The organism is Paenibacillus sp. FSL P2-0173, from assembly GCF_038008045.1.
Taxonomy (GTDB): domain Bacteria; phylum Bacillota; class Bacilli; order Paenibacillales; family Paenibacillaceae; genus Paenibacillus; species Paenibacillus polymyxa_B.
This window is the reverse complement of the sequence record NZ_JBBOYK010000001.1, coordinates 1-25,075: the sequence shown is the minus strand read 5'-3', so window position 1 is coordinate 25,075 and position 25,075 is coordinate 1. Positions and strand designations below refer to the sequence as shown.

The window sequence follows — 25,075 nt, the reverse complement described above, 5'->3', positions numbered from 1 at the left end:
ATTTTTTCTAAACCCTATACGCTCCACGGTTTGTTTAAAGCATGTTGCAGCAGCGTTATTTGAACAATTAGTTCATCCTTATTCCGTTCAATTTGCTTCACTTTTAACTGATTCGTGGCTACCTCCGTACCTGTAGCAAATCCTCGTTCCTTTTTTTTACGAGATATATCTAATACTTTATTGGCGTTCTGTAGATTACTTTGCATTTGTTCGTATTGTTCATAACTCTGCTGTAAGTTAAAGTACATATTCTTCAGTGTTTCTGCTAATTGATCCTTGGTATTTTCCAATCCGCCTTCCGCTGAGTCTACATCAATCTGTTTAATTTCATAATCGTCAGTTCCCGAGTTCCACGTGTAATATTTAATTTCCATCTTTGCCAGCTTGACTGCCTCCTCCTGTCTCCATACCGAAGGACTCGCCGAGATGGCACGCGTCACAAGCGTATCTAAATTCGTGTTATCCATCTTCCGGTAAACAGGTCGATCCACCAGTTCATAGACCGTACCTTGAGGTTGGCCCATTTGTGTATTTAGTGAATCGATTGCTTTTCGCAGCGCTGCTTTTGCAATCTCCACATTCTTTTGTGCTTCTATACGAGTCTGAATAATCGTACTTTGATCACCTGGAGAAATTTTCCCGCGTTTGGCTTTCGCCTCAGCAGCTTTTTCTTCCAGTAGTGCGAGCGAAAGTGCATCCTCACTGCTCTTCACTTTGTTATCAGCCAGAAGTACATCATAATAGTTTTTCATTGTAATGTAGTCTGTCTGATCTTGGGCAAGCTCGATTTGCTTCTTGGATTCCAGATAAGAAACCGTCGATGAGGCATACCCTTTCCAAGCTGAACTACTAGCCGCATCCTCTTCACCGTTGCCTGCACCTGCTGGGATGAAATCCAAATTCTTACCTGCATTTTTTAGGTTAATCCGGTTACGATCTATCGCTTGCTGAGCCTCCTTCAAGCTAAAGCTATTAGATCGTGCCCATTGCTGTGCTTGACTCAGTGTTATTTTCACACTTGCATTGGAAACCTGCTGCTGCTCTGCATGAACAAAGGACTCTGAAAAAGAACTGGCCGATAAGGCCAACAACAATAAAATGAACATACGTTTTTTCATAGAACCCCCCTCTTTCTAAGTTTCATCAAGTATAATAAATACGTTGTTATATGAATTTTAATTCTTCCTCTTCATTACAATTTCTTTGCACAACTCCCCATCAAGGATGTCGTGAATTGAGAACTGCATCTTCTATCATCCGTGCAGATTCCAGAAGGGAGGTATAATCCTGCCCTCCTGCTATTCTTTCACACACGGCTTATCGCTCTTTACAGCATCTTTAAATCCAATTGACGAAGGTACAGGAAACGTACAATAAGAAAGGAAAAGAATTGGATTGCCCAAAAGCAAAGCATAATCTGAATAAGCGTAAGATGAAAGGGTGCTACATTTATTCCAGATGGTTCTGACATAAATAAACAAAGCACTACTCCTACGGATGATACGACTAATGGCAGAAGAAATAGGAAAGCAATTTGTCTGGATGCAGCTCGTCTCATTTCCCTTGAGTTTAATCCGATTTTCGATAAAGCTCGGTATATTTCCTCATCCCGTTGAAGATCTACATACAATCTGAAATACAACAGACTTACAGTGCTTGCCAACATAATAATGGCGATAAATCCGCCAATAAATTCACTAATATTCAGATCCATCTCCGATGTCAAATAATCCACTGCTCTAGAGTTAAGTACCCCTTTGTTCACCTTGTTGGCCAACACGGAATACAACCATATCTCCTGTTGAGTTTCAGAAGTTTCTAATGAAAGTTGACCATTCTTCCATTTTGGCACAAAATAATAAACAGATTTGTATGCTAATGGAACATTGAAGTACCGTTGTTCAACTAAATGGTCGTAAGTTCGATCTGAAACAACAAGTAACCTTCCTAGTTCAGAGATGATGTTTTCAACAAACTTTATGCTGTGGTCTATCTTCTGAGTATCCATAATCTGAATATTCATAATCTGAGATTTTCCTTGATTGTAAGTTAGCTTTTTTTCAAAAAAGGTTTTCTGTTCTTCTAAAGACATTCCATTAGAATCAAAAATGAAAAAGCCTTGATGATCCCGAAGTGCGGCTGTCTGTTTTAGTTCCTTAAACCTGGAAGTAAGAGCTTCATAGTTGGATTGTTTCATCACAGGTGCGAACTGTTCACGAAAGGGAAAGATCAGTATTTCACTTTTCGAATAATCTACCCCAGCCGTATAAAGATTTTGGTCAATCTCTTTTTCAAGCTCTCTAGAACTTACTACATCAGAAGAAAGTGCAAATGAATAAGATTGCTCCCTTAGAAATCTTTTTTGCTGCTGCATGGAGTCAAAAGTTGACGCTGCTCCTACACAGGAAATGATAGAAATTAAGGTAATCAATGAAAATAATCCAGCATTATTCCTAATTTTGTATGTGATCTCAGATAACCATAACAAACGTGTTCCGCTCCAAGACCATTTCCTGTTAGCTCTAAGCAGTTGAATGAATAGTACACATAATTGAGTATAAAATAAGTAAGTACCAATAAACCCCATTACAATTGTGTATTTAAATGTGTCTCCAACCGAATAGTGCAATATATAAAAAGAAAGAGTCCCTAAACGATACGGTGCCAGATAAATGTATGGTGGAAAATCAAGCTTCATTAAATATACAGCCGCTCCTATTAACGCTATCGCAAGAAAGGAAAGACTCCATGAAGCTTTTAATTCCTTTTTGAGCTGTGGAACCTTGTTAAAAAGCTGCTGTAATTTAAAATGGCGTATGAAGAAAACAGACACAAGTGAGATCAATATAAACAAAAACATAAAGCCAATTCCTGTGAAAGCCAGTGCTTTCCAAGGAAAATAAAACGTTAAATACATTCCTATGACATTGGAGCCCAAAAGCAGAAAGAATTTCGCTGAAATAAATCCTCCGATAATCCCAGTAACCAAGGATAAAAAACCTATAATTAGATTTTCATATGCCACCAAAAAATAAATTTGTCTGTGATGTGTCCCTAAAATGGTCAGTATACCCAATTCTTTCTTACGTGCAGCAACAAAGATATGGTTTGTGTATAATACGAAAAAAAAGGAAAATACAAAAATCAACAGATCAGCAACTTGTAATCCTTTTTTTACATTAGCTGCTGTGATTGCATTTGAGACATCCGGGTGAAAAATAAATATCGCATATACGAAAAAAATCGAAATCATCAATGAGCTGCTTAAATAATAAGGTACATAAGCACGTACATTGCGTTTGAGATTATTCCATGCTAACAGACGAAAGCTCATGTGCATGTCTACTTCCCCCCAAAAAGGAGAGCATATCTATGATTTCCTGAAAAAATATTTGCTGACTATGACTACGGTGGATTTCATTATATAACTCACCATCTTTTATAAAAATTACCCGATCACAATAACTGGCTTCCATTGCACCGTGTGTTACCAGCACGATTGTGGAATAATCTACACGGTGGATAAGTCCCAGCATTTCCATCACAACACGTGAAGACTTGGAATCGAGATTTCCAGTGGGTTCATCTGCGAGCAGGAGTGAAGGAGAGTGAATAATAGCCCTACCAATGGCTGCCCGTTGCTTTTGTCCCCCTGACACCTCATAAGGCCGTTTATCCAAAACATCAAAAATATCCAGTTTCTTCGCTACCTCTTCCAGTTTAAGCTCCATTTCCTTTAATCCTTTTTTATTCAGCATCAGAGGAAACAGTATGTTCTCTCCCAAAGTGAGGGTTTCCAGCAAATTATAGTCCTGAAATACAAGTCCCAGCTCTTTGCGACGAAATAAAGCCAGCTTATCCTTCTTGAGCTGATTTAAATTTTCACCTTTAATGCAAACCTCGCCAGAAGTCGGCATATCAATGGTCGAAATCATGTTTAATAATGTGGTCTTCCCACTACCAGACGGCCCCATAATACCAACAAACTCACCTTGTTTGATCGTTAAATGGATGTTGTTAAGGGCTCGGTAGGGAACCTTGCCATAGTATATTTTGGTGACTTGATCCATTCGTACAATCTCCATAATTCATTCCTTTCCTTTTCCTATGTTATGATCATAATCCATCCAGACAAGTGAAGCGATCGATTAACATTACAAAAACCTTAAATGTGTTGTAAGGTTTCTCATTTGTGAATTGAAAACAGGATTTGAACCGTCGTCCCTTCACCAACCGTCGATTTCAGTTGAATATCATGATTCAGTCTTTTGCAGATTTCAGACACCAAATAGAGTCCCATCCCGGTTGATTCACGATACTTCCGCCCATTTTCACCTGTATAATAAGCCTCAAATACCCGTTCTACGTCTTTTTTAGGGATACCAATCCCCTCATCCTGTACTTCCAACACAATGACATGCTCTCTTACGTCAGACATTAGTTTCAGACTGTGGGCATGACCTGAAGAGTACTTCACCGCATTGGTCACCAATTGGTTAATTATGAATCTTAGCCACTTGGCATCGGTAATCACACTCAACTGCTCGTCCACTTCATTGGAAGGATAAATTTCGTTGCGAATCAATAATCTTTTGTTATCATAAATCACATCACTAACCAGTTTTCGTAATACAACAGGCTCCACATGAAAGTCAGGTTCAAAGGATTCCAATCGTGACATATACAAAATCATGTCCAGTCCTTTTCCCATTCGATCAATCTCATCGTGAATCTGATCCGATTCGGGATCTATTTTTCCTTTAAGGATTAAATGAATAACAGAAAGAGGAGTTTTCATCTGGTGAACCCACTGATTGATAAACGTAATATGATCGCGCTGCTGATGCTCTAACTGATGAATTCGGGACTGATACAATCGGTAATATTGTAAAAGCAAATGTTGCAAAGAAGAGGCTAACGGATTAAGTACCTTCATCTGAATAAGCTCATCTAAATCTCTAATGTTTGCAGTGGATAATATGAGATATAAACCAGAGTACATGACATACCGGAAGAGCAAATAAACCAGCAATATGGAGGCCCCAAAAAAGACGGAATACAGGGCCGTCGACCAGTTGCGGTAACCATCCATCCAATAGATACTTAACACAAGAAAAAGTTGGATGATATTAAAAATCACCAGCGAAAAATGGTCACGCCAAAAAAGCTTCACCGTTCTTCCTCCTCACTCAAGTGAAGCCGATAGCCAGCCCCTCTAACCGTCTCTATGATATCCCCTAGTCCCAGCTCACTCAGCTTTTTGCGGACCCGAGTGACATAAACATTCAGTGTGTTTTCGCCCACATATTGGTGATCATCCCATAAAGCCTCTAAGAGATGAACTCTACCCACAACCTGCTTAGGATACGTCATCAATAGCTCTAGCAGTGCTGCTTCCTTCTGGCTAATTTCTACCTGCTTGTCATGGAATACAAGTTCCATAATATCGGGATATAGCGTCAAATCTGCCACTTTTAAGGAACGTGATTTTGGGGCAACAGCATAAGAGCCATAGGCACGTCGCAGATTGCTTTCTACTTTGGCTAACAGTACTTCGGGATAAAATGGTTTCGTAATGTAATCATCTGCTCCGTTTTGCAAAGCAATGACCTGATCCATTTTATCATCGCGTGCAGACACAAAAAGGATGGGACATGTAGACTGAGTCCGTATTTGCCTGCACCAATAAAATCCATCAAAGCGAGGTAGATTCACATCAAGTAGTACCAAATCAGGCTTTACCTCTTGAAAGATAGCTAGAACTTGATCAAAATTTGAAACGTTAATCCCTTGATAACCATATTTCTCAAGATAAGATTGGAGCAAGGAACTGATTTGAGGATCATCCTCTACTATTAATATCTTTTGCATCGTGTTTTCTACCTTCTTAGTGCTTGAATTTTTAACAACTGATTTCTCTATATAATGCCTTTATTCGATCGTTCAAGCAATAACAACAATCTAACCCCCTTGGTTGTAGATTTAGGAGGTTTTCATGGTGGTGTATATTGAATCCCGAATAATATGCATGGTGCCGAGCACCAGAGTGATTAACAATATAATTATAATAACGATAACGGTGACTGTTATAATGGTTCTTTTAGGAATTTTTAATGTTTCATTGAAACTTTGCTTTGGATCTTTCAAAATCTTCTCACTTCTTTCCTTGCCTAGCTGTTTACCAGCATAACAGCTTCTACATAATGAACAACAGTTGAAACTTACAAAAACCTTTATTTTGTTGTAAGGTTTCTGATTAGCCACAAACCATCGTCAGATTAAACTAGCGTATGTACATAACAAAAATGCCCGGCTAGAGAATCTTTTTTCTGATTCTCAAGCCCGGGCAGTTTATCCTCTCTATCCTTTTACAGCGGAACCCACCGTCATTGCCCGCTCCACTTGTTCACTCAAGAACAGATAGACTAGTACCATTGGTAGGGAAGCGATAGTCATAACAGCTCCCATGGCCCCCCAATCCGTGCTGTAGGAGCCCTGGAAGAAAAGCAAGCCTAGCGGCAAGGTCTTCATATTCTCATCAGAAATCAGAATATAGGCCAAAGTGAACTCATTCCAGTTGTTCAAGAACTGAAAAATGGCTACAGTTGCAATTGCAGGCATTGCAAGCGGCATAATGATTTTCAGGAACAGTCTATAAATATTAGCTCCATCCATACATGCCGCCTCTTCAATCTCCTTAGGAATTCCTGCCAGGAACCCATAGAAAATCATTGACGAGAAAGGAAGGCCAATTGCGATATAGGGAAGAATAAGAGCTCCATACGTATTCGTAAGATGAAAATCGCGAACCAGAATCGCCAGCGGTATCATAATAACCTGTAGCGGCATAAACATTCCTATGATCATATAAGTTCGGACAGCAGACCGAAACCTCCATCTCATGCGAGCCACTGCAAAGGCAAACATCAGTGCCAGTAAAAGGATGAACAGAGTCGAAATCGTTGATACGACCAAACTGTTCAGAAAGTAACGAGGAATATTAAATTGCGTCCAGGCATTGATGTAATTTTCGTAGCGAAAATGCGTTGGTAGTCCGAATGGGTTGGTAACAAAGATCTCATCATTGTTCTTCAACGAGTAGGAAACCATCCAGAACAACGGATAGATCGAAACAATCACATACAACCACAGCGGTATCTGCAGGACAGCTTGTCTGAACTTGCTCACAGCGGTTTTACTCATTTCGTTCTCCTTTTCAATACGCACCTCATCAGGCGGTTTGTCCGCGATCGAACAGCTTATTGATAACTAAAGTTGCCAGCAGCGAGATCAGTACAAGCAGCACAGATACAGCACACGCATAGCCATAGTTGCTCTCCATAAAAGCATAGCGGTAAATCATGAATGTCATTGTATAATTTGTAGTACCAGGTCCCCCGTTAGTCATAATCAGCATCTGCACAAAGGCGCCTATCCCAGAGGTAATCGCGATAATAAAGCAGAATTTGTACGTTTCCCTCATCAGAGGAAGTGTAACATGCAGATGCGCTCTCCATTTGCTGCAACCGTCAATCGTGGCGGCTTCAAAATAGTCCTCAGGTACTGACTTAACCCCTGCATATAGCAGCGCGAATTGATACCCCATAAACTGCCAGGCATTAACGAAGGCGATGGCAATAATTGATGCTGTCGGGGAGCTCAGCCAATTTTGCTGATACGGGATATTCAAAAGATCGAACAGCCGGTTGATCAGTCCGTTGGTCGGGTCGTAAATGGCGATCCACAGCTGGCACACCACAGTTACCGACAGAACAACCGGAATAAAATAAGCCGTTTTCAGTATTTTCCGCCCGCGTATACGCGGGTCTGCACAAATCAGCGCCAATAGCGTTCCCAGTCCAATCTGAAAGACCACCAGTACAATTGCAAATATCAATCCGTTCTTAAGCGAAGTGGAAAGTAAAGGATCGGAAAAGAGCTCCCGGTAATTACTCAATCCCGAAAAGATCGGCGTACTAAGGCCATCCCATTCATAAAAGCTACGAAGAACGGTCTGCAGAACAGGATAAATCAGGATCACACTGTACAGGATCAAAGCAGGGAGCAGAAACAGTGCCAGCGCCGGTTTGTTCCCCAAATATTTATTCATGTGTTGCTTCCACCCCTTATTTTCGGGACGGCTCCCCCCCAGCGACTTATGTCGCCAGAGGTTGCTTGTCCCTGGATTATCAGTTTTCTTTCTCCAATGTACTGTTCAGATTGTTCACAAAACCCTCTACCAAAAAGTTGTCCACCATCAGATTCTGGGTATTGTCATTGATTGTGTTCTGAATTTTGGTATTGCTCAGAAGCTGAGCATATTCCTTGGCGTTTGGCAGCAACTCTTTGGCGACTCGCTGCATCATTGCTGGAACATTGGAGGCGATTTGCTTATCCACTTTCGGCGAAACGATAGGACTTCCGAGTTGGGTATATTTGTACTCGGCTGACTTTGTCGCAAGGAATGCTGCTACCTTTACGGCAGTTTCCTTGTTCTCGCTACTCGACGATACTGCGTAACCCTGTGGCGAGCCTGCACCGTCGATAAAATATTTGGACTTCTCGTAGGTTGCTTCATCCTTTGCTGGCCAGTACATCCAGTCGACCTGGTCGCCCAGCTTTTCCTGTGAACTGTAAATTTCCCATTGTCCGTTCACAAACATGGCAGCCTTTCCCTGATAGAACAGGGACGATGCCTGATCATAATTGGTGTTCGTGGCATTTGCGTCGAACAATCCGGCTTGCTGCAATTGCTTCATCTGCTGTGCTGCCGTTACAAACGCTTCTGGCAATGCTTTTACACCTTTCTGATCAAGTGCTCCGAATCCTTGCGGCTGCTCTCTTGTGACCAGCCCATTATAAAAAGCAGTCGTAATCCACTTTTCCTTGGCAAAGATCGACATGGGCACATAACCTGCAGCTTTCAACTTTTTAGCTGCTTCGCCCATCTGATCAATCGTCTTAATCGGCGTTTCGATCCCCGCCTTCTCAAAAATCGACTTGTTGTAATAGATAAGCTGGAATTCAATGCCTGTATCCGGATAAGCATACATATGATTATCTGGAGCTACTAAACGAGATTCAACACCCGGATTAAGATTCTCCTTGAATTTAGCCGTTGTCTCATAGTTGTCCAGCACCTCGACATTTTTCGATTTTGCTAAAGTTTGCAGAGTTGGCCAATCCGTGAAATAAATGTCCGGCATGTTTCCTGTCGCTGCATAAGTCTTCAGCTTCTGATATCCGTCCTGAACGGCAGGATCCAGTTCAATCTCAACGTTTGGCATGTCCTTTTTGAGTTCTTCCACCGCATAATCGAACGGCTTGGTGGTATCGGCGTCAAAATGCTGCGCATATACCTTCAATTTGATCGTTGTGTCTCCCGTCCCGCCCTGGGAGGAAGCTGATTTATCTCCACCACAAGCGACCAATCCAATAGACATGGTGAGCACTAGCAAAGCTGCACCCCAACTTCTGTAAGTTCTTTTCATTTGTTTAATCCCCCTTATGCAGTGTGTTTTATGTTTGCGCTTTCATTTGCATGACTACAGTATACTCCCGCTTCTTTTCTTGATTAAGGAATAAAACGGGCATAATCAGTAAAAAACGGGACAAATAGAGCAGCGGTTCTCCGTATAGGAAAACCGCCAGGCTTAAATCGATGTTGTTCTGCCTCGCAGGTCAAGAGCTACCTTTTTTGGAGTTGCTCATATTCAGTCGGTGTCATGCCAAAGCGTTTCTTGAAGCATTTGCTGAAATAATTGGGGTCACTGTATCCAACACTTTCAGCGATTTCCGCCAACTTCCGATTTCTGTTCAGTAAGAGCTCCTTAGCCTTCTTCATCCGAATGTGTGTAATATGATCCACTATGGAGAAGCCGGACTCCTTACGGAAGACGCGCCGCAGATAGCTGGCATCGACGAAAACCCCGCACGAAACCTGCTCAGCAGACAACTCTGTGTCTGCATAATGCTCCTCGATATAGGTGATCGCCGCAGCAAAAAGATTGGAAGCCTTCGTAGAGTGCATATTCTCCATCAATTGGATCAGCCTGCGGTACAAAGCGAGCATCCATCCTTCAGCAGCCTCCCAGGAATCTAACTCCCGGAGCCGGTCGTAAGGAGACTTGTTCAAACCTTCATCCCATAGCCGATCATAAGGAATGCCGCGTTCACTTGCAAAGGAAAGTGCTAGAGATACGATTCCCATAAGCATCGCGTCCGCGTATTCATCCCCCCACTTATATATACTAAGCTGCTGGATTGCCTTACGGACTTCCTCTAACGTTTCACTGTCTTTCAATCGAAGGTCTAGCACGACTGCATCACGCAGATGGCCCAAATCAGGCATACTTGCTCTGCCGTGCAACGCTTCGCTACCATGACCCCACTCGGTACTTTCGCTCTCCTGCAGAAACACCGGTAGTTTCGGCTTAATACGTTCCAACATCGAGAGCATTTCTTCTGCATTGAACGGCTTCAACAAATAATCCTGCACTCCGGTTCGAACCGCCTTCTGTAGGTATTCAAATTCGTTATGTCCAGATATGAATACAATAACGATGCGTTCGAACTTGACTTTCAACCTCTCGGCTAATTCAATTCCATCAATGAAGGGCATATTGATATCTACGAGGGCGAGATGCGGCTGATACCGTTCGGCTTCTTGAAGTGCTTCCTGTCCGTTCCTTGCTTCGCAGCAAACCCGAAAGCCATGACTTTCCCAATCTATCTTTATACGCAGAAAGTCTCGGAACAGCGGCTCATCATCGACAATCATCACTTTATACATCTTGGTGTTCACTCCCCTTTGGCAGCATCGGCAACGACAGGTCAACAGTTGTTCCCTCCGCGAGAATACTTTGAACGGATATCCCATACTCCTCGCCAAAATACAGACTCAGTCGTTGCTGAACACTGTAGGTACCGATTGATCGTATTCCTTCTTTCGGTAAATGTCTGGACATAATAGTCTGAACTTGGAATTCATCCATCCCCACACCGTTGTCCTCCACCCGAACGATCACCTTATCACCCTGTTTAAAGGCAAAAATACGGATAAAACCTTTTGTTCCTTTCTTCTTAAGACCATGGTAAATCGAATTCTCGACAAGCGGCTGAAGCGAGAGCTTCGGGATAGGTGTACCTGCAAGCTCGGCAGGGATATCCACTTCATAGCGAAACACATCGGGATAACGGATTTGCAAAATCGTCAGGTAATCATCAGTAATCTGAGCTTCCTTTTCTAAAGTAATTAATTCCCGTCCCTTGTTCAGCACCATTCGATAAAAATCTGCCAGCGCTTTTGTAGTATCTCTAGCCTCATCATTACGATCTAACTCATTGAGTGCATAAATGGTATCCAAAGTGTTGTACAGAAAATGCGGTTTAATTTGGGCGCTTATCAGTGCGAGCTCATATTCACGCTTACGGTTCTGTTCCTGCCTTACCTCATCCAGCAGCTCCCAAACTCTTCTTACCATAAAGTTAAACGCTTCAGCAATCGTACCGATCTCATCCTCTGTGCGGACTGTCGTAACCGCTTGCAGGTCACCAGTTACTACTTTTCGCATGGCCCTAGTCAGATGTTCGAGAGGGCTAACGACCATTTTGGATAGAAAGCTAGCGCCCAGCCAGGAAAAAACAAGGCACAATATGCCGATTAAGAGCGACAATCTAACATTTTGCCGGACATCAGCCGTAAGCAGGCTAAGAGATACGATATTGACCAACTTCCAATCCATCCGGGTATAATCAGTGACCGTTACCAGATTGCCCTCATCCTCGAATGAGCACGTTCCTTGGGATGCATTAGGCGCACAACGTTGGATGGCCTCACCTAGCTGTGGATTCACCGGATTCATCAGCATCTCATTGTCTTCTGCCACCGCCACGCGCATTCCGTTATCTAAAAAATAATAAGATTTGGGCGCATCCGGATCGCTGGAACGGAAGTAATCGGACAAACCTTCTTCCTTCACTAACAGAAAAAGGGTTCCGTAGGGTTCGCCCGTGTCTATATTAATGACCGTCTTCCCCAACGTCAAAACCGGAGAGTTCGGATCTGGTGTTAGGAAATCCCTCTTCTCCATATCAAACCAGAGTGCCTGTCCATAACTTTCGGATTCCCTTACCCGCTTAAGCATGCTATAGATCTTGCGATCATCCCCGCTTTCGGTATAAGAGGCGAAAATTGTCCCTTCATTATCAATAAATACAGCGGCATCCACCTCACGAAAGATTGACAAATCAATGGATAGGCGGCTCTGCATCAAGTTTCCAAACTGAATAGACTCCATCGCAGTACCAGGTTTGGCACCGTATGAATCATACATCCGGTTAATATTCGTCACCATAATATTGGCCGCTGTTTCCACACTGCTGAATATGTAATCGGTCCGAGACAAGATAAGCTGAGACTCATCGACCACGTTGCTGGTGGTTCGGTCTATCAAAGAACGGCTGAAAAGCTGGTTGGACAACAGTCCAAGAGTAAGCAGAGAAACAATAATTAGCGGAAGAAATACCGTTATAACCTTGCTTTTAAAGCGAAGTCGACCAAACCACTTACGAGCTAGTGACAGAATATTCAACTAGGACCCCTCCGTCATCAAGAGAATATTCATCATGTTAACACAAACAATCTCTACAGTAGTAGATCAAAAATAATGTTAAAAAAATTCAATCGTCCATCTTGAAAGTGCTTTAAAGATGTGTTAGGATAAAGTCGATTTTTAGTAAAATTATTAACTAAAAAGGTGTGAGCTCTTTTGGCAACCATTAAAGACATTGCCCGCGAAGCGGGTGTGTCTGCCGCAACCGTTTCAAGGGTTTTAAATAACGATCTGTCACTGTCCGTAAGCCCAGACACCAAAAGCAGAATTTTTTTGGTTGCCGAGCAACTCGGGTATAAGCCTACCCGGCTAAGGCAATTAAAGCAGAATACGGAACGTGCTGGGAAAACGGTCTCCCTCCTGCTGTGGTGTTCTATTGAGGAGGAAAGAGACGATCCGTATTACGCCTCGATCCGCCGTGGAATCGAACTGCGCTGTGAAGAGCTTGGACTGACGTTGGGCCAGACCTTGCGAGGCCGCTCATCCATCGGCACCCTGCAGAAGGCGGACGGTCTGATTGTTGTGGGCGGCGTTGATCCTGAAGAGGTATTCAAACTTCATCCTGACAAGAACACCATTGTCCTTGTCGACCAGTACCATGAACAGCTGGAGTATGATTCTGTACGACTTCATTTCCGGCAAGCTGTTGATCAGGCACTCGGACATCTACTTGAGCTTGGCCACCGACAAATCGGATTTATCGGCGGTAAGAGCGACGGTGAGCGAAGAGCGCATTATTTTGAACGATTCATGCGGGAACAGGGGTTGTACAATCCTCAATTCGTCCGTATAGGTGCCTGGAGTACCGCGGATGGTTATCTCATGATGAACGAGCTTCTAACCCAACAGGAACGACCGACGGCCTGCTTCGCTGCAAGCGATCCGCTCGCTATTGGTGCCCTCCGCGCCCTTCATGGACATGGAGTCAAGGTACCAGAGGATATGGCTGTTGTCGGCTTCGACGACATTGAGATGGCAGCCTTCGTGCAGCCTCCGCTAACCACCGTCCGTGCCTATCCTGAACAGATGGGAAAGGCTGCCGTGCAACTGCTCTCTGAACGGTTTGAGGGGCGTGAACCACCTGCGTATAGCGTGATCGGGACTAAGCTTGTCATTCGGGAGAGCTCATGCAAAAAAGGCTAAAATCAGTACTTGAGAGCCTTATTGTCATTGATCAGTATCCTTACGTAAAACAATAATGATAACCCCCTAAGGAGTGAATATCATGAACATTCATGTTAACGAGGCGCTTGGTTTGTTTCATTTGCAGTCCAAGGATTGCAGCTATATTATCCAGCTTGTAGAAGGATATCCCGCACATGTCTATTGGGGAGCTCAACTTCATCATGACCAAAGTCTCGCAAGTATATTGGAGCTTAGGGAGCGTTGCTCCTTCTCTCCCACTCCCGTTTCTTCCAGCCGTACAATTTCTTTGGACACGCTTCCACAGGAATACCCCCAGTATGGAACAAGCGACTTTCGTCAACCAGCTTACCAGGTTGCACTTGCGGACGGGACTCGGACTACGGAGCTGAAATATAGTGGTTACCGTATTGAACCGGGTAAACCAAAGCTCGAGGGACTTCCTTCCGTCTATACCGAATCGGATGATGAAGCCACAACCCTCTTTTTGATCCTTGAAGATCCATACTCTGGGCTTAAGACTACACTGCTCTATACTGTATTTGCGAATCACAGTGCCATTGCGAGGTCTACTCTTTTTGAACAAAAGGGAAGCGCTACCATGAATATTGAACACGCCATGAGCGCCTCAGTCGACTTCGCCGATTCCAACTACCAAGCTCTCTACTTACCTGGAGCCTGGGTTCGGGAAAGACATATCCAACGACGCGATCTCGGACCTGGTTCCATTCGACTCGAGAGCCGAAGGGGTTCCAGCAGTCACCAAATGAATCCATTTCTGGCATTGCTTCGTCCTGATGCGACTGAAGACCGTGGGGATGTGTACGGTTTCAGTCTAATCTACAGCAGCAACTTCGTCGCACAGGCGGAAGTAGAGCAGTTCAATCAGACTCGTGTAAGTATCGGAATCAATCCCTTTGACTTCTCCTGGCGGCTTGAGCCGGGTCAGTCATTCCAGACTCCTGAAGCCGTATTGGTCTTTTCCGAAGAAGGTCTTGGGGGCATGTCACGCACCTATCACCGACTCTATCGCACACGCCTGTGCCGGGGGACTTACCGTGACAAAGAGCGTCCTATTCTCGTGAACAATTGGGAAGCCACGTATTTCGACTTCGACGCCGATAAAATCGAAGCAATTGCCAATGAAGCAGGCCCCCTTGGAATTGAGCTCTTTGTTCTAGATGATGGTTGGTTTGGTAAGCGCGACAACGACGACAATTCGCTTGGGGACTGGTTTGAAGATCGCCGAAAGCTGCCTGGCGGCCTTGCCGACCTGGCCAAACGGGTTAATGAACAAGGATTACAGTTTGGCTTGTGGGTTGAGCCGGAAATGGTATCACCTGATAGTGAATTGTATCGTAACCATCCCGACTGGTGCCTGCATGCGGAAGGTCGGCGGCGGACGGAAGGCCGATCCCAACTGGTGCTCGATCTCTCCCGCAAGGAAGTATGCGACTACTTGTACGAGACGCTTAGCTCCGTATTCTCGATCGCTCCGATTACTTATGTCAAGTGGGACATGAACCGTAATATGACGGAGATTGCTTCGGCTACAGCTCCTAGCGAGCGACAAAAGGAAACTGCGCACCGTTATATGCTCGGACTTTACGATCTTCTGGAACGTCTGACTTCCCAGTTCCCGGACATCTTGTTCGAAAGCTGTTCCGGAGGCGGTGGACGATTCGATCCCGGAATGCTCTACTATATGCCGCAGACATGGACCAGTGACGATACTGATGCCATTGAAAGATTGGCTATCCAGTATGGCACAAGCATCGTGTATCCGGCCAGTACCATGGGCGCACACGTATCGAATGTACCGAATCACCAGGTGGGGCGAATCACCTCCCTCGCTATACGCGGCAACGTGGCAATGAGCGGGAATTTTGGCTACGAACTTGACCTAACTGCCTTTACAAATGAAGAAAAGGAGCTCGCTGCCAAACAAATCGCCCAGTATAAGGAAATTCGTTCCCTTGTACAGCAAGGAGATATGTATCGACTCCTTAGTCCATTTGAGGGCCGAGGCGACACGGCCTGGATGTTCGTTAGCGAGGACCAGTCCGAAGCTTTTGCCGCTTACTTCCGTGTACTAGCTGAACCAAATGGCCCCATCCGGCGACTAACTCTAAAAGGACTTGATCCAAATAAAAAGTATATAATCGAACACGGGGCGACGGGCAACTCTGCAGTCCATACGGGTAATACCTTAGTGGAAGATGGCGGTTCCCCCTTCCGCGTAGCATTTGATGGAGAAATTTTCGGAGGTGACCGCCTAATGAGAATTGGGCTTGTGGTCTCCGATCTCACTGGAGATTTCGCCAGCTCTACCTTCCGCCTTAAAGCTGTCTCCTGCTAATCATGGACCAGCCAGTGACGATAAAAAAATTTAAACAAGGCAGGCCGATTTTCCGGCCTGCCTTGTTTTATAACTTTGGTCCTTGTAGATTAAAGACACACAAGAGATTGCCAAGCAATTGATCATTTAATAGCATCCTTGACTTTGATTCTCCATATCATATGATCAGAGCCTGCTCCCCAATAATCTTTTAATAAATAATCAGGAGTTCCAAATTTCTTTTTCCATATTTTCTGCGCAATACGATATCCACTATCTGTAGTCAGGGTGAACAAGTACAGTTCCTACCTCGCACAAATTTTTAAATGTAGCATTGGTAGATTTACTTATTAGTTCACTTACTGGTCCATATTCAATAGAACCTATTATATGATTCCCATCTACAGCGATTAAGAAGTATCGTTGTTCACCGTGACTCTCAAAGTCACGTTCCAAATATACCCTCTTAGTCTCAATTTCCTCATCTATGTCTTCCAGCATATGACCAATGCCTTCTTTAGCAAACGTGTCTATAATCACAATTCTAAACAATTCATTTATCTTTTCGATGTCCTTAATTTCTGGCCTTCTGATTTCGACATTATTCATCTAATTTCAGCCGATGTACGATTCAGTACGAGACGCTTTGAAAGCACACGATTCGATAACTCCATCAGGCTTTTTATTTCATAAGTGGGTTGAATGCCAGACACGTTTGTTTTCCCAGCAGGGTTGAACCAGCAGGTATCGATTCCGTATTGGTTCCCTCCTTGAATATCCGAGGTCAAAGAATCACCGACCATGAGAACCTTACTTTTATCTGAAATGGCTAGCTTAGTAAATGCATAATCGAAAATACCAGCTTGTGGCTTTTGGCAACCCACTTCCTCTGAAATAATTACCTGCTCAAATACATCACGCAGCGGTGAAAGCTGAATTCTGGAGGTTTGCACCTCTTTGATTCCATTCGTAATGATCGCCAAACGACAATCAGACAGCATATCACATAATTCAACCGCTCCGTGCATCAAAAAAGCACCTTCACCCAAATAACGTAAATATGCTGCACTAAAGGCGTCTGGATTGAAATCTAGATCATGAATAGTAAATAATCGCTTAAACCGTTCCACACGCAGTTGCGCTGAGGTAATGTGTCCTTCCTCTGCTTCTCGCCACAACGCACTGTTGATTTCATCATAACTAGCTTTATACTCAGTGGCCCCTAGTGGCAATCCAAATTGGGTAAACGTATTATGTAGCGCATGACTCTCTGCCTTTTTAAAATCAAACAGCGTATCATCGACATCAAATAAAATAATTTCGTATTTCATAACGACCTCCATATCATTGCTTTACTAAATTGTTCAGTTCTATGAGTCTTAGAATTGTTTTCTGATAGGGCATAAAAAACGGGAATTAAACTATCAATGTAACATGATCTCCCGGTTATTATACAGATCCTAGTTAAGCCGTCAAGTCACGACAACCAGGATGAAGTAATATTACCCAACAGTTTATTTACTTTGTTTGTTTTATCAGATAAATCGAGATCGTATCTTTCTTCTAATATTTTGTCAATCTTGTTTATTGTTTATCATCTTCTATATGTTTTTGATTTTCTGGCTGTCCTAATTGAAATTAAAAGATTACCGTTGGAACCTATGATAACAATATTTCGCTAAAGTTGGATATTGGTGACGAACATGAACTGATTGACGATTTGAGCTAGTGAGAAGCGCATGCGTTTTGCCAAGCCGCTGACATATCGATTTATAAAAAGAGGAGAATGCTTCCTCAAGCTGCCCCTGATGAGACAAGCCTATAGGTAACCATTCTCCTTTTAAAAATTTAGTCTAATTGTTCTCCATTCGTAGCAATAACATTTTTATACCAATAAAATGATTTTTTCTTTATGCGACGTTTTGTACCTCTGCCCATATCGTCCTGATCTACATAAATATATCCATAGCGTTTTGACATTTGATTAGTTCCGGCGCTAATCATATCGATACAGCCCCAGCTCGTGTAGCCAAATATATCTACACCATCTGCAATTGCTTCTTTTACTTGTTTAATATGTTCTTTTAAATAAGAAATACGATAATCATCCTCAATTTTATCGCCCTCCTCTAATACATCTAAAGCGCCATATCCATTTTCAGCAACAAATAATGGTTTTTGATAAAGATCATACAATTGGTTTAAAGCAGTTCGTAGACCTTTAGGGTCAACCTGCCATCCCCAATCACTTGTTGGCAAATAAGGATTTTTAACTCCTCCTGTAAGTAGATTTCCTACCGCCCCTTCGATTCTTTCTGGATGTGCGCTGACTGCGCTAGACATATAGTAGCTAAAGGACACGTAATCAACCGGATAATCTCTCATAATTTGTTCATCTTCGGGTTCTGTTTCCAGTACTACATTCTTTTCTGCAAGCATTTTAGCTGTGTAAGCAGGATAATAGCCTCTCGCCTGAACATCTGTAAAGAACAATGAGGTACGCTGTTTATCTACTGTAGCTTGAACATCATCTGGATCACAGCTATAAGGAACAAGTAACTGATAACTAACCATGCATCCTACCATTGCTTTAGGATTACTCTCTTTGCATGCTTTGGTTGCAAGAGCACTTGCTACAAATTGATGATGAGCGCCTTGAAATTTTGCTTGTTCAATATTAGGGTGATTTTCCTCAATAACCCCTAGACTTACATATGGGTGATGGGTCACACAGTTAATTTCATTAAAAGTCATCCAATATTTCACTTTGTTTTTATATCTGTCAAATACAGTTGAAGCAAAACGAACAAAGAAATCTATTAGTTTACGATTCACCCAGCCACCATACTTTGTTGAAAGATGTAGTGGCATTTCATAATGAGATAAGGAAACAACAGGCTCTATTCCATACTTATTCAGTTCATCAAAAACACGATCATAAAACGACAATCCTTCCTCATTGGGTACTAACTCATCACCATTCGGAAAAATACGAGTCCAAGCAATTGACATGCGATAAGCTTTAAAGCCCATTTCTGCAAATAATGCGATATCTTCTTTATAATGATGATAAAAGTCTATCCCATGTCTTTTGGGATAATATTTTTTACTTGCAGGATCTTGAGCTTCTTCTATTTGCTTATGAGTCATTAAATGCCACTGATCTGACCATTGCTCTTTCGGCATCTTTTCATCAAACGTATATACATCAGCCAGAGAAAGTCCCTTGCCGCCAACATCACTTGCTCCTTCTAGTTGATTTGCAGCCGTTGCTCCACCCCACAAAAAATCTTCTGGAAATTTTGTTTTCATTTGAAACATGATAACCCTCCTATTAGTACATAGATCCTATGTCAACAAACTATTATTTTTATGAACAGAAATGCATTAAGAAACTCTAACAGGCTTTAATTGATGATCTCATCTTAGCTTGCAAGCGCCTTCTGTTCTTCTTTATATTTCTGATTGTCCATGATCTTAAAGAACGGGAAGTAAATAACAAAGGATACAGCAAACAAAATAAGCTGTAAGACGATCCCCGAGACACTACCAGTCATCAGATATCCGCCTATAAGTATTGGCATTGTCCCAGGAGGCAACACACCAATGGGGCTCGCTACCCATCCATAATACATAGATAGATAGGTTATCAACACGCTAATAACTGGTGTTATAAGAAACGGAATCAAAATGATTGGGTTTAATACGATTGGCATACCGAAGATTAACGGTTCATTGATATTAAATAGTCCGGGTCCAATGGCTAGTCGTCCCATTTGCTTCAATTGTTTACTCTTAGAAAAGAAAAACATTGCGAGCACAAGACCAAGTGTTGCACCGGATCCACCGATAAAGATAAGATATCTAAATTCTGCCGTAACAATATTATCGACGGGTAATCCTGCTGCGTAGGCAGCTGCGTTCTCTGATGTCAACTGTAACCAGATAGGTAACATGACAGAACCTACAATTGTAGAACCATGTAACCCAATCGCCCATAACAAATTGATTAATAAGAATACAAAGATTGTACCAACTAGGCTTGTACCAACATTGGTTAAAGGTTGTTGTAGAAGTTTTGCGACGATAGTGTGAACGTTTTCAAAATGAGTAAAGTTTTCAACAAGTAAACGTATAACCCATACACTCACGATGACAATAAAACCTGGAATAATTGCTGTAAAGGATTTTGCAACAGTGGGCGGAACTCCATCTGGCATTTTGATAACAATATTCTTTTGAACGACCCTACGGTAAATTTCTGTCGAGAATATTGCAATAAGCAATCCTACGAATAAGCCTTGACTCGAAAAGTAATTAACATTCATTGCTGTTGTGACCACTTTATCTACCGTAAAAGTTGTATTAGGCGTGACAACAAAATACGAACATAATGCTACAGCCCCTGAAGCAAGTGGGTCCACTTTATAACTCTCAGCTAGCCTATATCCGACAGCAAAGGTAGCAATTAATGCGACCAGATTAAATGTACCATTGTAAGGATAAAGTAAGGTTGCTTTGATATCTGGATGAGCTTTTAAGAAGTTTATATAAGCTGGAATTGGCAGATTTGCTAAGATTAGAAACACGGAACCGATAATAATAAATGGGATTGTTAGAACCATTGCATCGCGAAGTACTTGTAAATGCCGTTGACCAGCAATTTTGCCTGCAATTGGCATTACCTTTTCTTCTAAAAACTCAGTTATTTTACCCATAACATCGTGTCCTCTCCCGAAGATGTAATTTCTTGTAGCGATGCCACTTCTATTTGGCTTGAACAATCTCTATTTTGAACGCTTATATAGCTCGATCATTTCTGTAACAAGCAGTGAAATGGTTTCTACACTCATGAGTTGGTCTTCTGCATGCATTAATATCAGTGAGAAATCAAGTTGCTCTCCATTTGCTTCTCTTTTTACTAATGAAGAATGCGCTCTATGTCCTTCTCTAAAAAATTGCTTTGACTCTTCTAACTTTCCTTCTGCTAATTGAAATTCTCCTTCTTTTGCCGCATAAAGTGCCTCAATTACTAAGCTTTTAGCTGTACCTACGTTACTAATAATGTTAAACGCCACCGTATAGTATTCTTCTTTTACCATAACTTCTCCCCTCTTATCTTTTATTGTTTAGTAACAAATTCTTAATTCAAATCCTTTGTTATTTGCTTTTTATTAACTGTAATGCATCTTCTAACACTTTTTCACCGTTCATCATACCGTAATGTTGCATATTAATAGCTTCAATAAAAATATTTTTATCTGCCAATTTAGTTTCTAATTGCTTTTTCAAATATTTCACCTGAGGCCCTAATAATATGACGTCTACATTTCTCTCTTTCAAAGTAAATTCAATTTCAGAAGCCGATTTGGCAAAAATATCTACTTTTATGCCTTTTTCCTCAGCTGTTTTTTGCATTTTCGTTACTAATAAACTTGTACTCATTCCTGCTGCACATACTAACATAATTGTATTCATAATCTTTTCCCCCTTAAATTCCTTCATTTACTGAACAACTTAAGTTTACAATTAAATCGCTTTCTTTTTAACCGAACCTTTTTCCAAAAACAATAGGAAACGTTTGTGGTGTAATAAACGGCTCCTTGTTGTTTCAGTTTAGTAACTGCATGATTTCTTCCACGGAGTCTTTGGCAAGAATTCGTTGGACGATCTCCTTATTTTCTATAAGCGAACCGAGTTTCTTATACATGTTTTCTAAATCGACATTGTTTCCTTCTTTAATGTTTAACAAACAAATCAACTGTACCATTTGCTTATCGTTCCATCGAATTGGGCGTTTTAACGTACATATGGTCCAGAAAGTTTCTGTCGTAACGGGAAGAGTCGGATGTGGAATGGCTACTAGATTACCAAAACTTGTTGGAGCCAATGCCTCCCTTTCTAATACTAAAGATACATAATCATCAGGTACAAGACCTTGTTTAACCAACTTACTACTTAAAAAATGAATAACGCTTTCCTTTGTTGTTAATTCTTTTTTCACAAACACCCGGGATGGATCAAGATAAGTATGAGCTTCTCTTTGCTGTTCTGAAGAGGATAAGAGGTTCCTGATTCGATTTAGATCCTTATCATCTAAAAAGGTATTTACTACATAGACGGGTATCCCTATATCCTCTTTGATCGGAACTGTACTGATTATAAAATCTATAGAGGATAAATCGGCTTCTGCTAATTTATAATAACTGATTGTATTTACAATTTGTAACTTATTTTCAAATGAATTAATTAATCGATAATACAGTAATTTTGCGCTTCCGACACCTGAAGCACATACAATAATCACTTTTTTTATCTTGTTGTTTTTATTTTTCATTCTTTCTAAAGCAACTCCAATGTGTAAAGCTATAAAAGCTACCTCATGTTCTCCAACTTCTAAATTCAAAAAATTATTAATACACTTGCTGGCTATAAGAGCTCCTTCAAATGCCGCTGGATAATTTACTTTAATTTCATTTAATAAGGGGTTTCTAATATTCATTTTGTACCTAAGTCTGTTCATTGCAGGCCTAATGTGAAGTGTGAGTGCTTGAATGAATTCAACGTCATGATTGAAATCCCAATTTAATTCTTTCTGTAATTTATTCAGAATACAACTCACAATGGATCCGACTTCATCCAACTTACTGTACTCTGACAAACTTTCTTTTGGAAGCAATTTAGTACCCACCAAATGGGTAATAACATAATTGATCTCCGAATCAGGAAATAGCAATCCTGTAATGTCTTCTATTTCTTTGACAATTTCATGGGCCACTATTTCTTCGAAAGGGTAGTCTTTTTGTAAATATACCGACGGATTATCAATTAAAAATCCCTCTTCGATTCTCTTACAAGCAATAATTAAATGAATAGCAAGGTTTTCTAAAGAAATATCTGATATTTCAATTTTGTATTTGTTTACTTTTTCGATTATTACTTCTTTAATTTTCTTGTATTCCTTTTTACCAAATAAAGGAAAGTCCTCATGAGATTGATCGAAGTTTTCTTCTCTTTTGTATAAATAATTTGATAAACATGTTCGTTTCATAAATTCATCACCCTCTATATACAAGCCGTAGTGGGGGCGATTTACTAAATTCAGGTTGTACTTTTCCAGTATTTTTCGCACTTCTTTTAAATCGTTTTGTATTGTAGATTTAGATACAAACATTTCTTCTTCAATAGTCACTAATTTTATATAGCTATTTTCTAACAAGAAACGGCTCAACAAATAAATAACTCGGTTATCTTGTTCAGAAAAGTCAATTGTAGAATGACTGAGTTTATCATTAGTTAAGTCATTGAAATTTTGATTAAACAAATCTTTATCGGTAATTTTTATGTCGTATCCTTTTCCCCTAATCAATTCTAAATTTAGACCCATTGGAGCAGACTTAATTTGTATATATTTCAAATCATTACGTATGGTTCGATCACTAACATTTAATTCTTTAGAAATCCATGCAGCAGTAACAGGATGATTAGAACTAATTAAGTATAAGAGTATTTCTTTTTGCCGTTTTGAAAACAATCTTATCCCTCTTTCTTTAAACTTACTTATTAAATTTAAGTCATAGAAATGACAGACGGAGTGTCATTTAGAATTCACAGTATTACTAATTTTATTCTCTGTCAAACAAACTCACCGAACATGGCAGTGACATCCGAAGAAAACACTCGATATAAGCTCTGTTTGGGCGCAGCATGAAGTCAATTGCTAATGACCTTATTAAACGTAATTACAAGTTTCGTCAACTCCATGTTATACGCCTTTCCTAAGCTCAGTTATGATCTTTGTTAACATCAAAAAAGTCGACTCCTTATTAAATAGGAATCGACCGTTTAAAATCCTAGTGATCTTCATTAATCCATTTGGCTAATGTTTGATCAAAACAATGAGGTTCTTCAAACATCGGGTTATGCCCACTATATTCAAAAATCACTTTTTTCACGTTCTCGTAGGTGTCATCGACCCTATCCCATAATGAAACAGGTGCAACCAAATAATCATACCTTCCCAAACCAATAAATACGGGTTTATGGATATCCGCCAGGGATTGTATCAAATTCATGTTACCGAAAGCTTCTCCCCATAAATAATCAATGATAGGCATGTTCGTGTACACATCATTCCACGTGTAAGCCGCATCATAGGCATAATCATAAAAGCTTTGGGCTCCCATTCGTATACACATGTGAACAAATCTTCCATCAGGGTCTCTTTTGATATCTTCCTCTAATAAAACAATGTCCTTTTCAAAACGTTCCTTTCTTTCTGGACTGGCCGTTTCATAAAAGAATGAAGCGCTTTGCCGCTGTCTTTCCTGGCTGTTCGTAGGTGCTGAATTTAAAAGCACCACTTTTTGAACATAGTCCGGGTATTGTTTAGCATATTCCAAAGCCATAAAGGCATGCCCGGAATGTCCTAATATGATAAATTCGTTTAGATGAAGGCATTGTCTTGCTGTTTCTATATCATTAATAACTTTATCCAAAGTATAGTCTTCTAGTTTTAAAGCTCGAGTCGGTTTTGCAAACCCTCTATGATCCAGAAAAATAAACTGAAACTTTTTATATAAATGGTCTGAAAATAAGCGAGGATAATATACACTACTGCCGATCACCAATATCGGCCTTCCGTTACCTGTTATAGCATATTTCAGCTCAAATCCATCACTAATAACTGTTGATAAGTGCTCATTTATAATCTCCTTTTCTTTTTTAAATCACTCCCTTTCCTTTGTGTAATTCCCTTGTATTCTCCATAGGACGTTCCAACACTTCAACTCACCTCAGAAAGTACATTTATTTTTATGAGAAAAGTTTAACATGTTTTTTTCAAAAACAAAACTGGTTTACTCTTGTCTTACTTGTCTTTACTTATGGGATTCATACTTCATTTTTGACAAGCACATCTTTTTGGAAACAAAAAAACCGCGATAATCGCGGTTTTTTATGTAGAGGTCATACTTTTATT

General features: G+C 41.1%; 19 protein-coding genes and 1 pseudogene. 2 read left to right on the top strand and 18 right to left on the bottom strand.

Translation table 11 applies throughout. The annotated features are described in order from the left end of the window. Positions 1-14 precede the first annotated feature (14 nt). From MKX30_RS00100 to MKX30_RS00055, 10 genes are all read right to left on the bottom strand, one after another. Positions 15-1,118 (bottom strand): TolC family protein, encoded by a 1,104-nt coding sequence (locus MKX30_RS00100; protein WP_023988575.1) that lies wholly within the window; start codon positions 1,116-1,118, stop codon positions 15-17. A gap of 209 nt (positions 1,119-1,327) precedes the next feature. Next, on the bottom strand, positions 1,328-3,340 hold the full coding sequence (locus MKX30_RS00095; protein WP_341058480.1) for an ABC transporter permease: 2,013 nt from the start codon (positions 3,338-3,340) through the stop codon (positions 1,328-1,330). Continuing rightward, positions 3,306-4,085 (bottom strand): ABC transporter ATP-binding protein, encoded by a 780-nt coding sequence (locus tag MKX30_RS00090; RefSeq protein ID WP_341062258.1) that lies wholly within the window; start codon positions 4,083-4,085, stop codon positions 3,306-3,308. The genes MKX30_RS00095 and MKX30_RS00090 overlap by 35 nt, the downstream gene beginning before the upstream one ends. Positions 4,086-4,186: 101 nt before the next feature. Then, positions 4,187-5,173: a sensor histidine kinase gene (locus MKX30_RS00085; protein WP_264453787.1), complete on the bottom strand. Its 987-nt coding sequence runs from the start codon at positions 5,171-5,173 to the stop codon at positions 4,187-4,189. Further along, complete coding sequence (locus MKX30_RS00080; protein WP_023988571.1) at positions 5,170-5,871, bottom strand: response regulator transcription factor; 702 nt, start codon at positions 5,869-5,871, stop codon at positions 5,170-5,172. Before MKX30_RS00080 ends, MKX30_RS00085 begins: the two co-directional genes overlap by 4 nt. A 489-nt stretch (positions 5,872-6,360) precedes the next feature. After that, a complete protein-coding gene (locus tag MKX30_RS00075) occupies positions 6,361-7,203 on the bottom strand; it encodes a carbohydrate ABC transporter permease (RefSeq protein ID WP_025723644.1) in 843 nt (280 codons plus the stop codon). 28 nt (positions 7,204-7,231) lie between these two features. Continuing rightward, positions 7,232-8,110, bottom strand: a complete 879-nt coding sequence (locus MKX30_RS00070; RefSeq protein ID WP_341062257.1) for a carbohydrate ABC transporter permease — start codon at positions 8,108-8,110, stop codon at positions 7,232-7,234. Between the two features lie 79 nt (positions 8,111-8,189). Then, positions 8,190-9,491, bottom strand: a complete 1,302-nt coding sequence (locus MKX30_RS00065) for an ABC transporter substrate-binding protein (protein ID WP_341062256.1) — start codon at positions 9,489-9,491, stop codon at positions 8,190-8,192. 197 nt (positions 9,492-9,688) lie between these two features. Beyond that, a complete protein-coding gene (locus tag MKX30_RS00060) occupies positions 9,689-10,792 on the bottom strand; it encodes a response regulator transcription factor (protein WP_341062255.1) in 1,104 nt (367 codons plus the stop codon). Then, positions 10,785-12,593, bottom strand: coding sequence for a cache domain-containing sensor histidine kinase (locus MKX30_RS00055; protein ID WP_341062254.1), 1,809 nt, complete (start codon positions 12,591-12,593; stop codon positions 10,785-10,787). The genes MKX30_RS00060 and MKX30_RS00055 overlap by 8 nt, the downstream gene beginning before the upstream one ends. 177 nt (positions 12,594-12,770) lie before the next feature. Here MKX30_RS00055 and MKX30_RS00050 point away from each other — a divergent pair, with 177 nt between their 5' ends. Continuing rightward, positions 12,771-13,757 (top strand): LacI family DNA-binding transcriptional regulator, encoded by a 987-nt coding sequence (locus MKX30_RS00050; RefSeq protein ID WP_025723649.1) that lies wholly within the window; start codon positions 12,771-12,773, stop codon positions 13,755-13,757. A gap of 82 nt (positions 13,758-13,839) precedes the next feature. Then, positions 13,840-16,116: an alpha-galactosidase gene (locus MKX30_RS00045; RefSeq protein ID WP_341062253.1), complete on the top strand. Its 2,277-nt coding sequence runs from the start codon at positions 13,840-13,842 to the stop codon at positions 16,114-16,116. Between the two features lie 122 nt (positions 16,117-16,238). Here MKX30_RS00045 and MKX30_RS00040 read toward each other — a convergent pair. From MKX30_RS00040 to MKX30_RS00005, 8 genes and pseudogenes are all read right to left on the bottom strand, one after another. After that, a pseudogene (locus tag MKX30_RS00040) lies at positions 16,239-16,704 on the bottom strand (GNAT family N-acetyltransferase). Continuing rightward, the gene (locus tag MKX30_RS00035) at positions 16,701-17,426 is read right to left on the bottom strand and encodes a YjjG family noncanonical pyrimidine nucleotidase (protein ID WP_053325417.1); all 726 of its coding nucleotides are present in this window, start codon (positions 17,424-17,426) and stop codon (positions 16,701-16,703) included. Before MKX30_RS00035 ends, MKX30_RS00040 begins: the two are co-directional and overlap by 4 nt. A gap of 517 nt (positions 17,427-17,943) precedes the next feature. Continuing rightward, on the bottom strand, positions 17,944-19,416 hold the full coding sequence (locus tag MKX30_RS00030) for a glycoside hydrolase family 1 protein (protein ID WP_341062252.1): 1,473 nt from the start codon (positions 19,414-19,416) through the stop codon (positions 17,944-17,946). 104 nt (positions 19,417-19,520) lie between these two features. Further along, on the bottom strand, positions 19,521-20,813 hold the full coding sequence (gene celB, locus MKX30_RS00025; protein WP_023988562.1) for a PTS cellobiose transporter subunit IIC: 1,293 nt from the start codon (positions 20,811-20,813) through the stop codon (positions 19,521-19,523). Between the two features lie 69 nt (positions 20,814-20,882). Further along, entirely contained in the window at positions 20,883-21,197 is a 315-nt protein-coding gene (locus MKX30_RS00020; protein ID WP_023988561.1) for a PTS lactose/cellobiose transporter subunit IIA, read from the bottom strand. Between the two features lie 58 nt (positions 21,198-21,255). Next, the gene (locus MKX30_RS00015; protein WP_023988560.1) at positions 21,256-21,573 is read right to left on the bottom strand and encodes a PTS sugar transporter subunit IIB; all 318 of its coding nucleotides are present in this window, start codon (positions 21,571-21,573) and stop codon (positions 21,256-21,258) included. Positions 21,574-21,706: 133 nt separating this feature from the next. After that, positions 21,707-23,629 carry a BglG family transcription antiterminator gene (locus tag MKX30_RS00010; protein ID WP_341062251.1) on the bottom strand — a complete coding sequence of 641 codons (1,923 nt, stop codon included), beginning with the start codon at positions 23,627-23,629 and terminating at the stop codon, positions 21,707-21,709. Between the two features lie 319 nt (positions 23,630-23,948). Continuing rightward, the gene (locus tag MKX30_RS00005; protein WP_341062784.1) at positions 23,949-24,803 is read right to left on the bottom strand and encodes an alpha/beta fold hydrolase; all 855 of its coding nucleotides are present in this window, start codon (positions 24,801-24,803) and stop codon (positions 23,949-23,951) included. Between the last annotated feature and the right edge of the window lie 272 nt (positions 24,804-25,075).

Coding starts and splice junctions, on each gene's coding strand:
- celB (WP_023988562.1), bottom strand. CDS start 20,813: ATGGGTAAAATAACTGAGTTTTTAGAAGAAAAGGTAATGCCAATTGCA.
- MKX30_RS00035 (WP_053325417.1), bottom strand. CDS start 17,426: ATGAAATACGAAATTATTTTATTTGATGTCGATGATACGCTGTTTGAT.
- MKX30_RS00020 (WP_023988561.1), bottom strand. CDS start 21,197: ATGGTAAAAGAAGAATACTATACGGTGGCGTTTAACATTATTAGTAAC.
- MKX30_RS00090 (WP_341062258.1), bottom strand. CDS start 4,085: ATGGAGATTGTACGAATGGATCAAGTCACCAAAATATACTATGGCAAG.
- MKX30_RS00100 (WP_023988575.1), bottom strand. CDS start 1,118: ATGAAAAAACGTATGTTCATTTTATTGTTGTTGGCCTTATCGGCCAGT.
- MKX30_RS00060 (WP_341062255.1), bottom strand. CDS start 10,792: ATGTATAAAGTGATGATTGTCGATGATGAGCCGCTGTTCCGAGACTTT.
- MKX30_RS00065 (WP_341062256.1), bottom strand. CDS start 9,491: ATGAAAAGAACTTACAGAAGTTGGGGTGCAGCTTTGCTAGTGCTCACC.
- MKX30_RS00030 (WP_341062252.1), bottom strand. CDS start 19,416: ATGTTTCAAATGAAAACAAAATTTCCAGAAGATTTTTTGTGGGGTGGA.
- MKX30_RS00045 (WP_341062253.1), top strand. CDS start 13,840: ATGAACATTCATGTTAACGAGGCGCTTGGTTTGTTTCATTTGCAGTCC.
- MKX30_RS00015 (WP_023988560.1), bottom strand. CDS start 21,573: ATGAATACAATTATGTTAGTATGTGCAGCAGGAATGAGTACAAGTTTA.
- MKX30_RS00095 (WP_341058480.1), bottom strand. CDS start 3,340: ATGCACATGAGCTTTCGTCTGTTAGCATGGAATAATCTCAAACGCAAT.
- MKX30_RS00070 (WP_341062257.1), bottom strand. CDS start 8,110: ATGAATAAATATTTGGGGAACAAACCGGCGCTGGCACTGTTTCTGCTC.
- MKX30_RS00080 (WP_023988571.1), bottom strand. CDS start 5,871: ATGCAAAAGATATTAATAGTAGAGGATGATCCTCAAATCAGTTCCTTG.
- MKX30_RS00075 (WP_025723644.1), bottom strand. CDS start 7,203: ATGAGTAAAACCGCTGTGAGCAAGTTCAGACAAGCTGTCCTGCAGATA.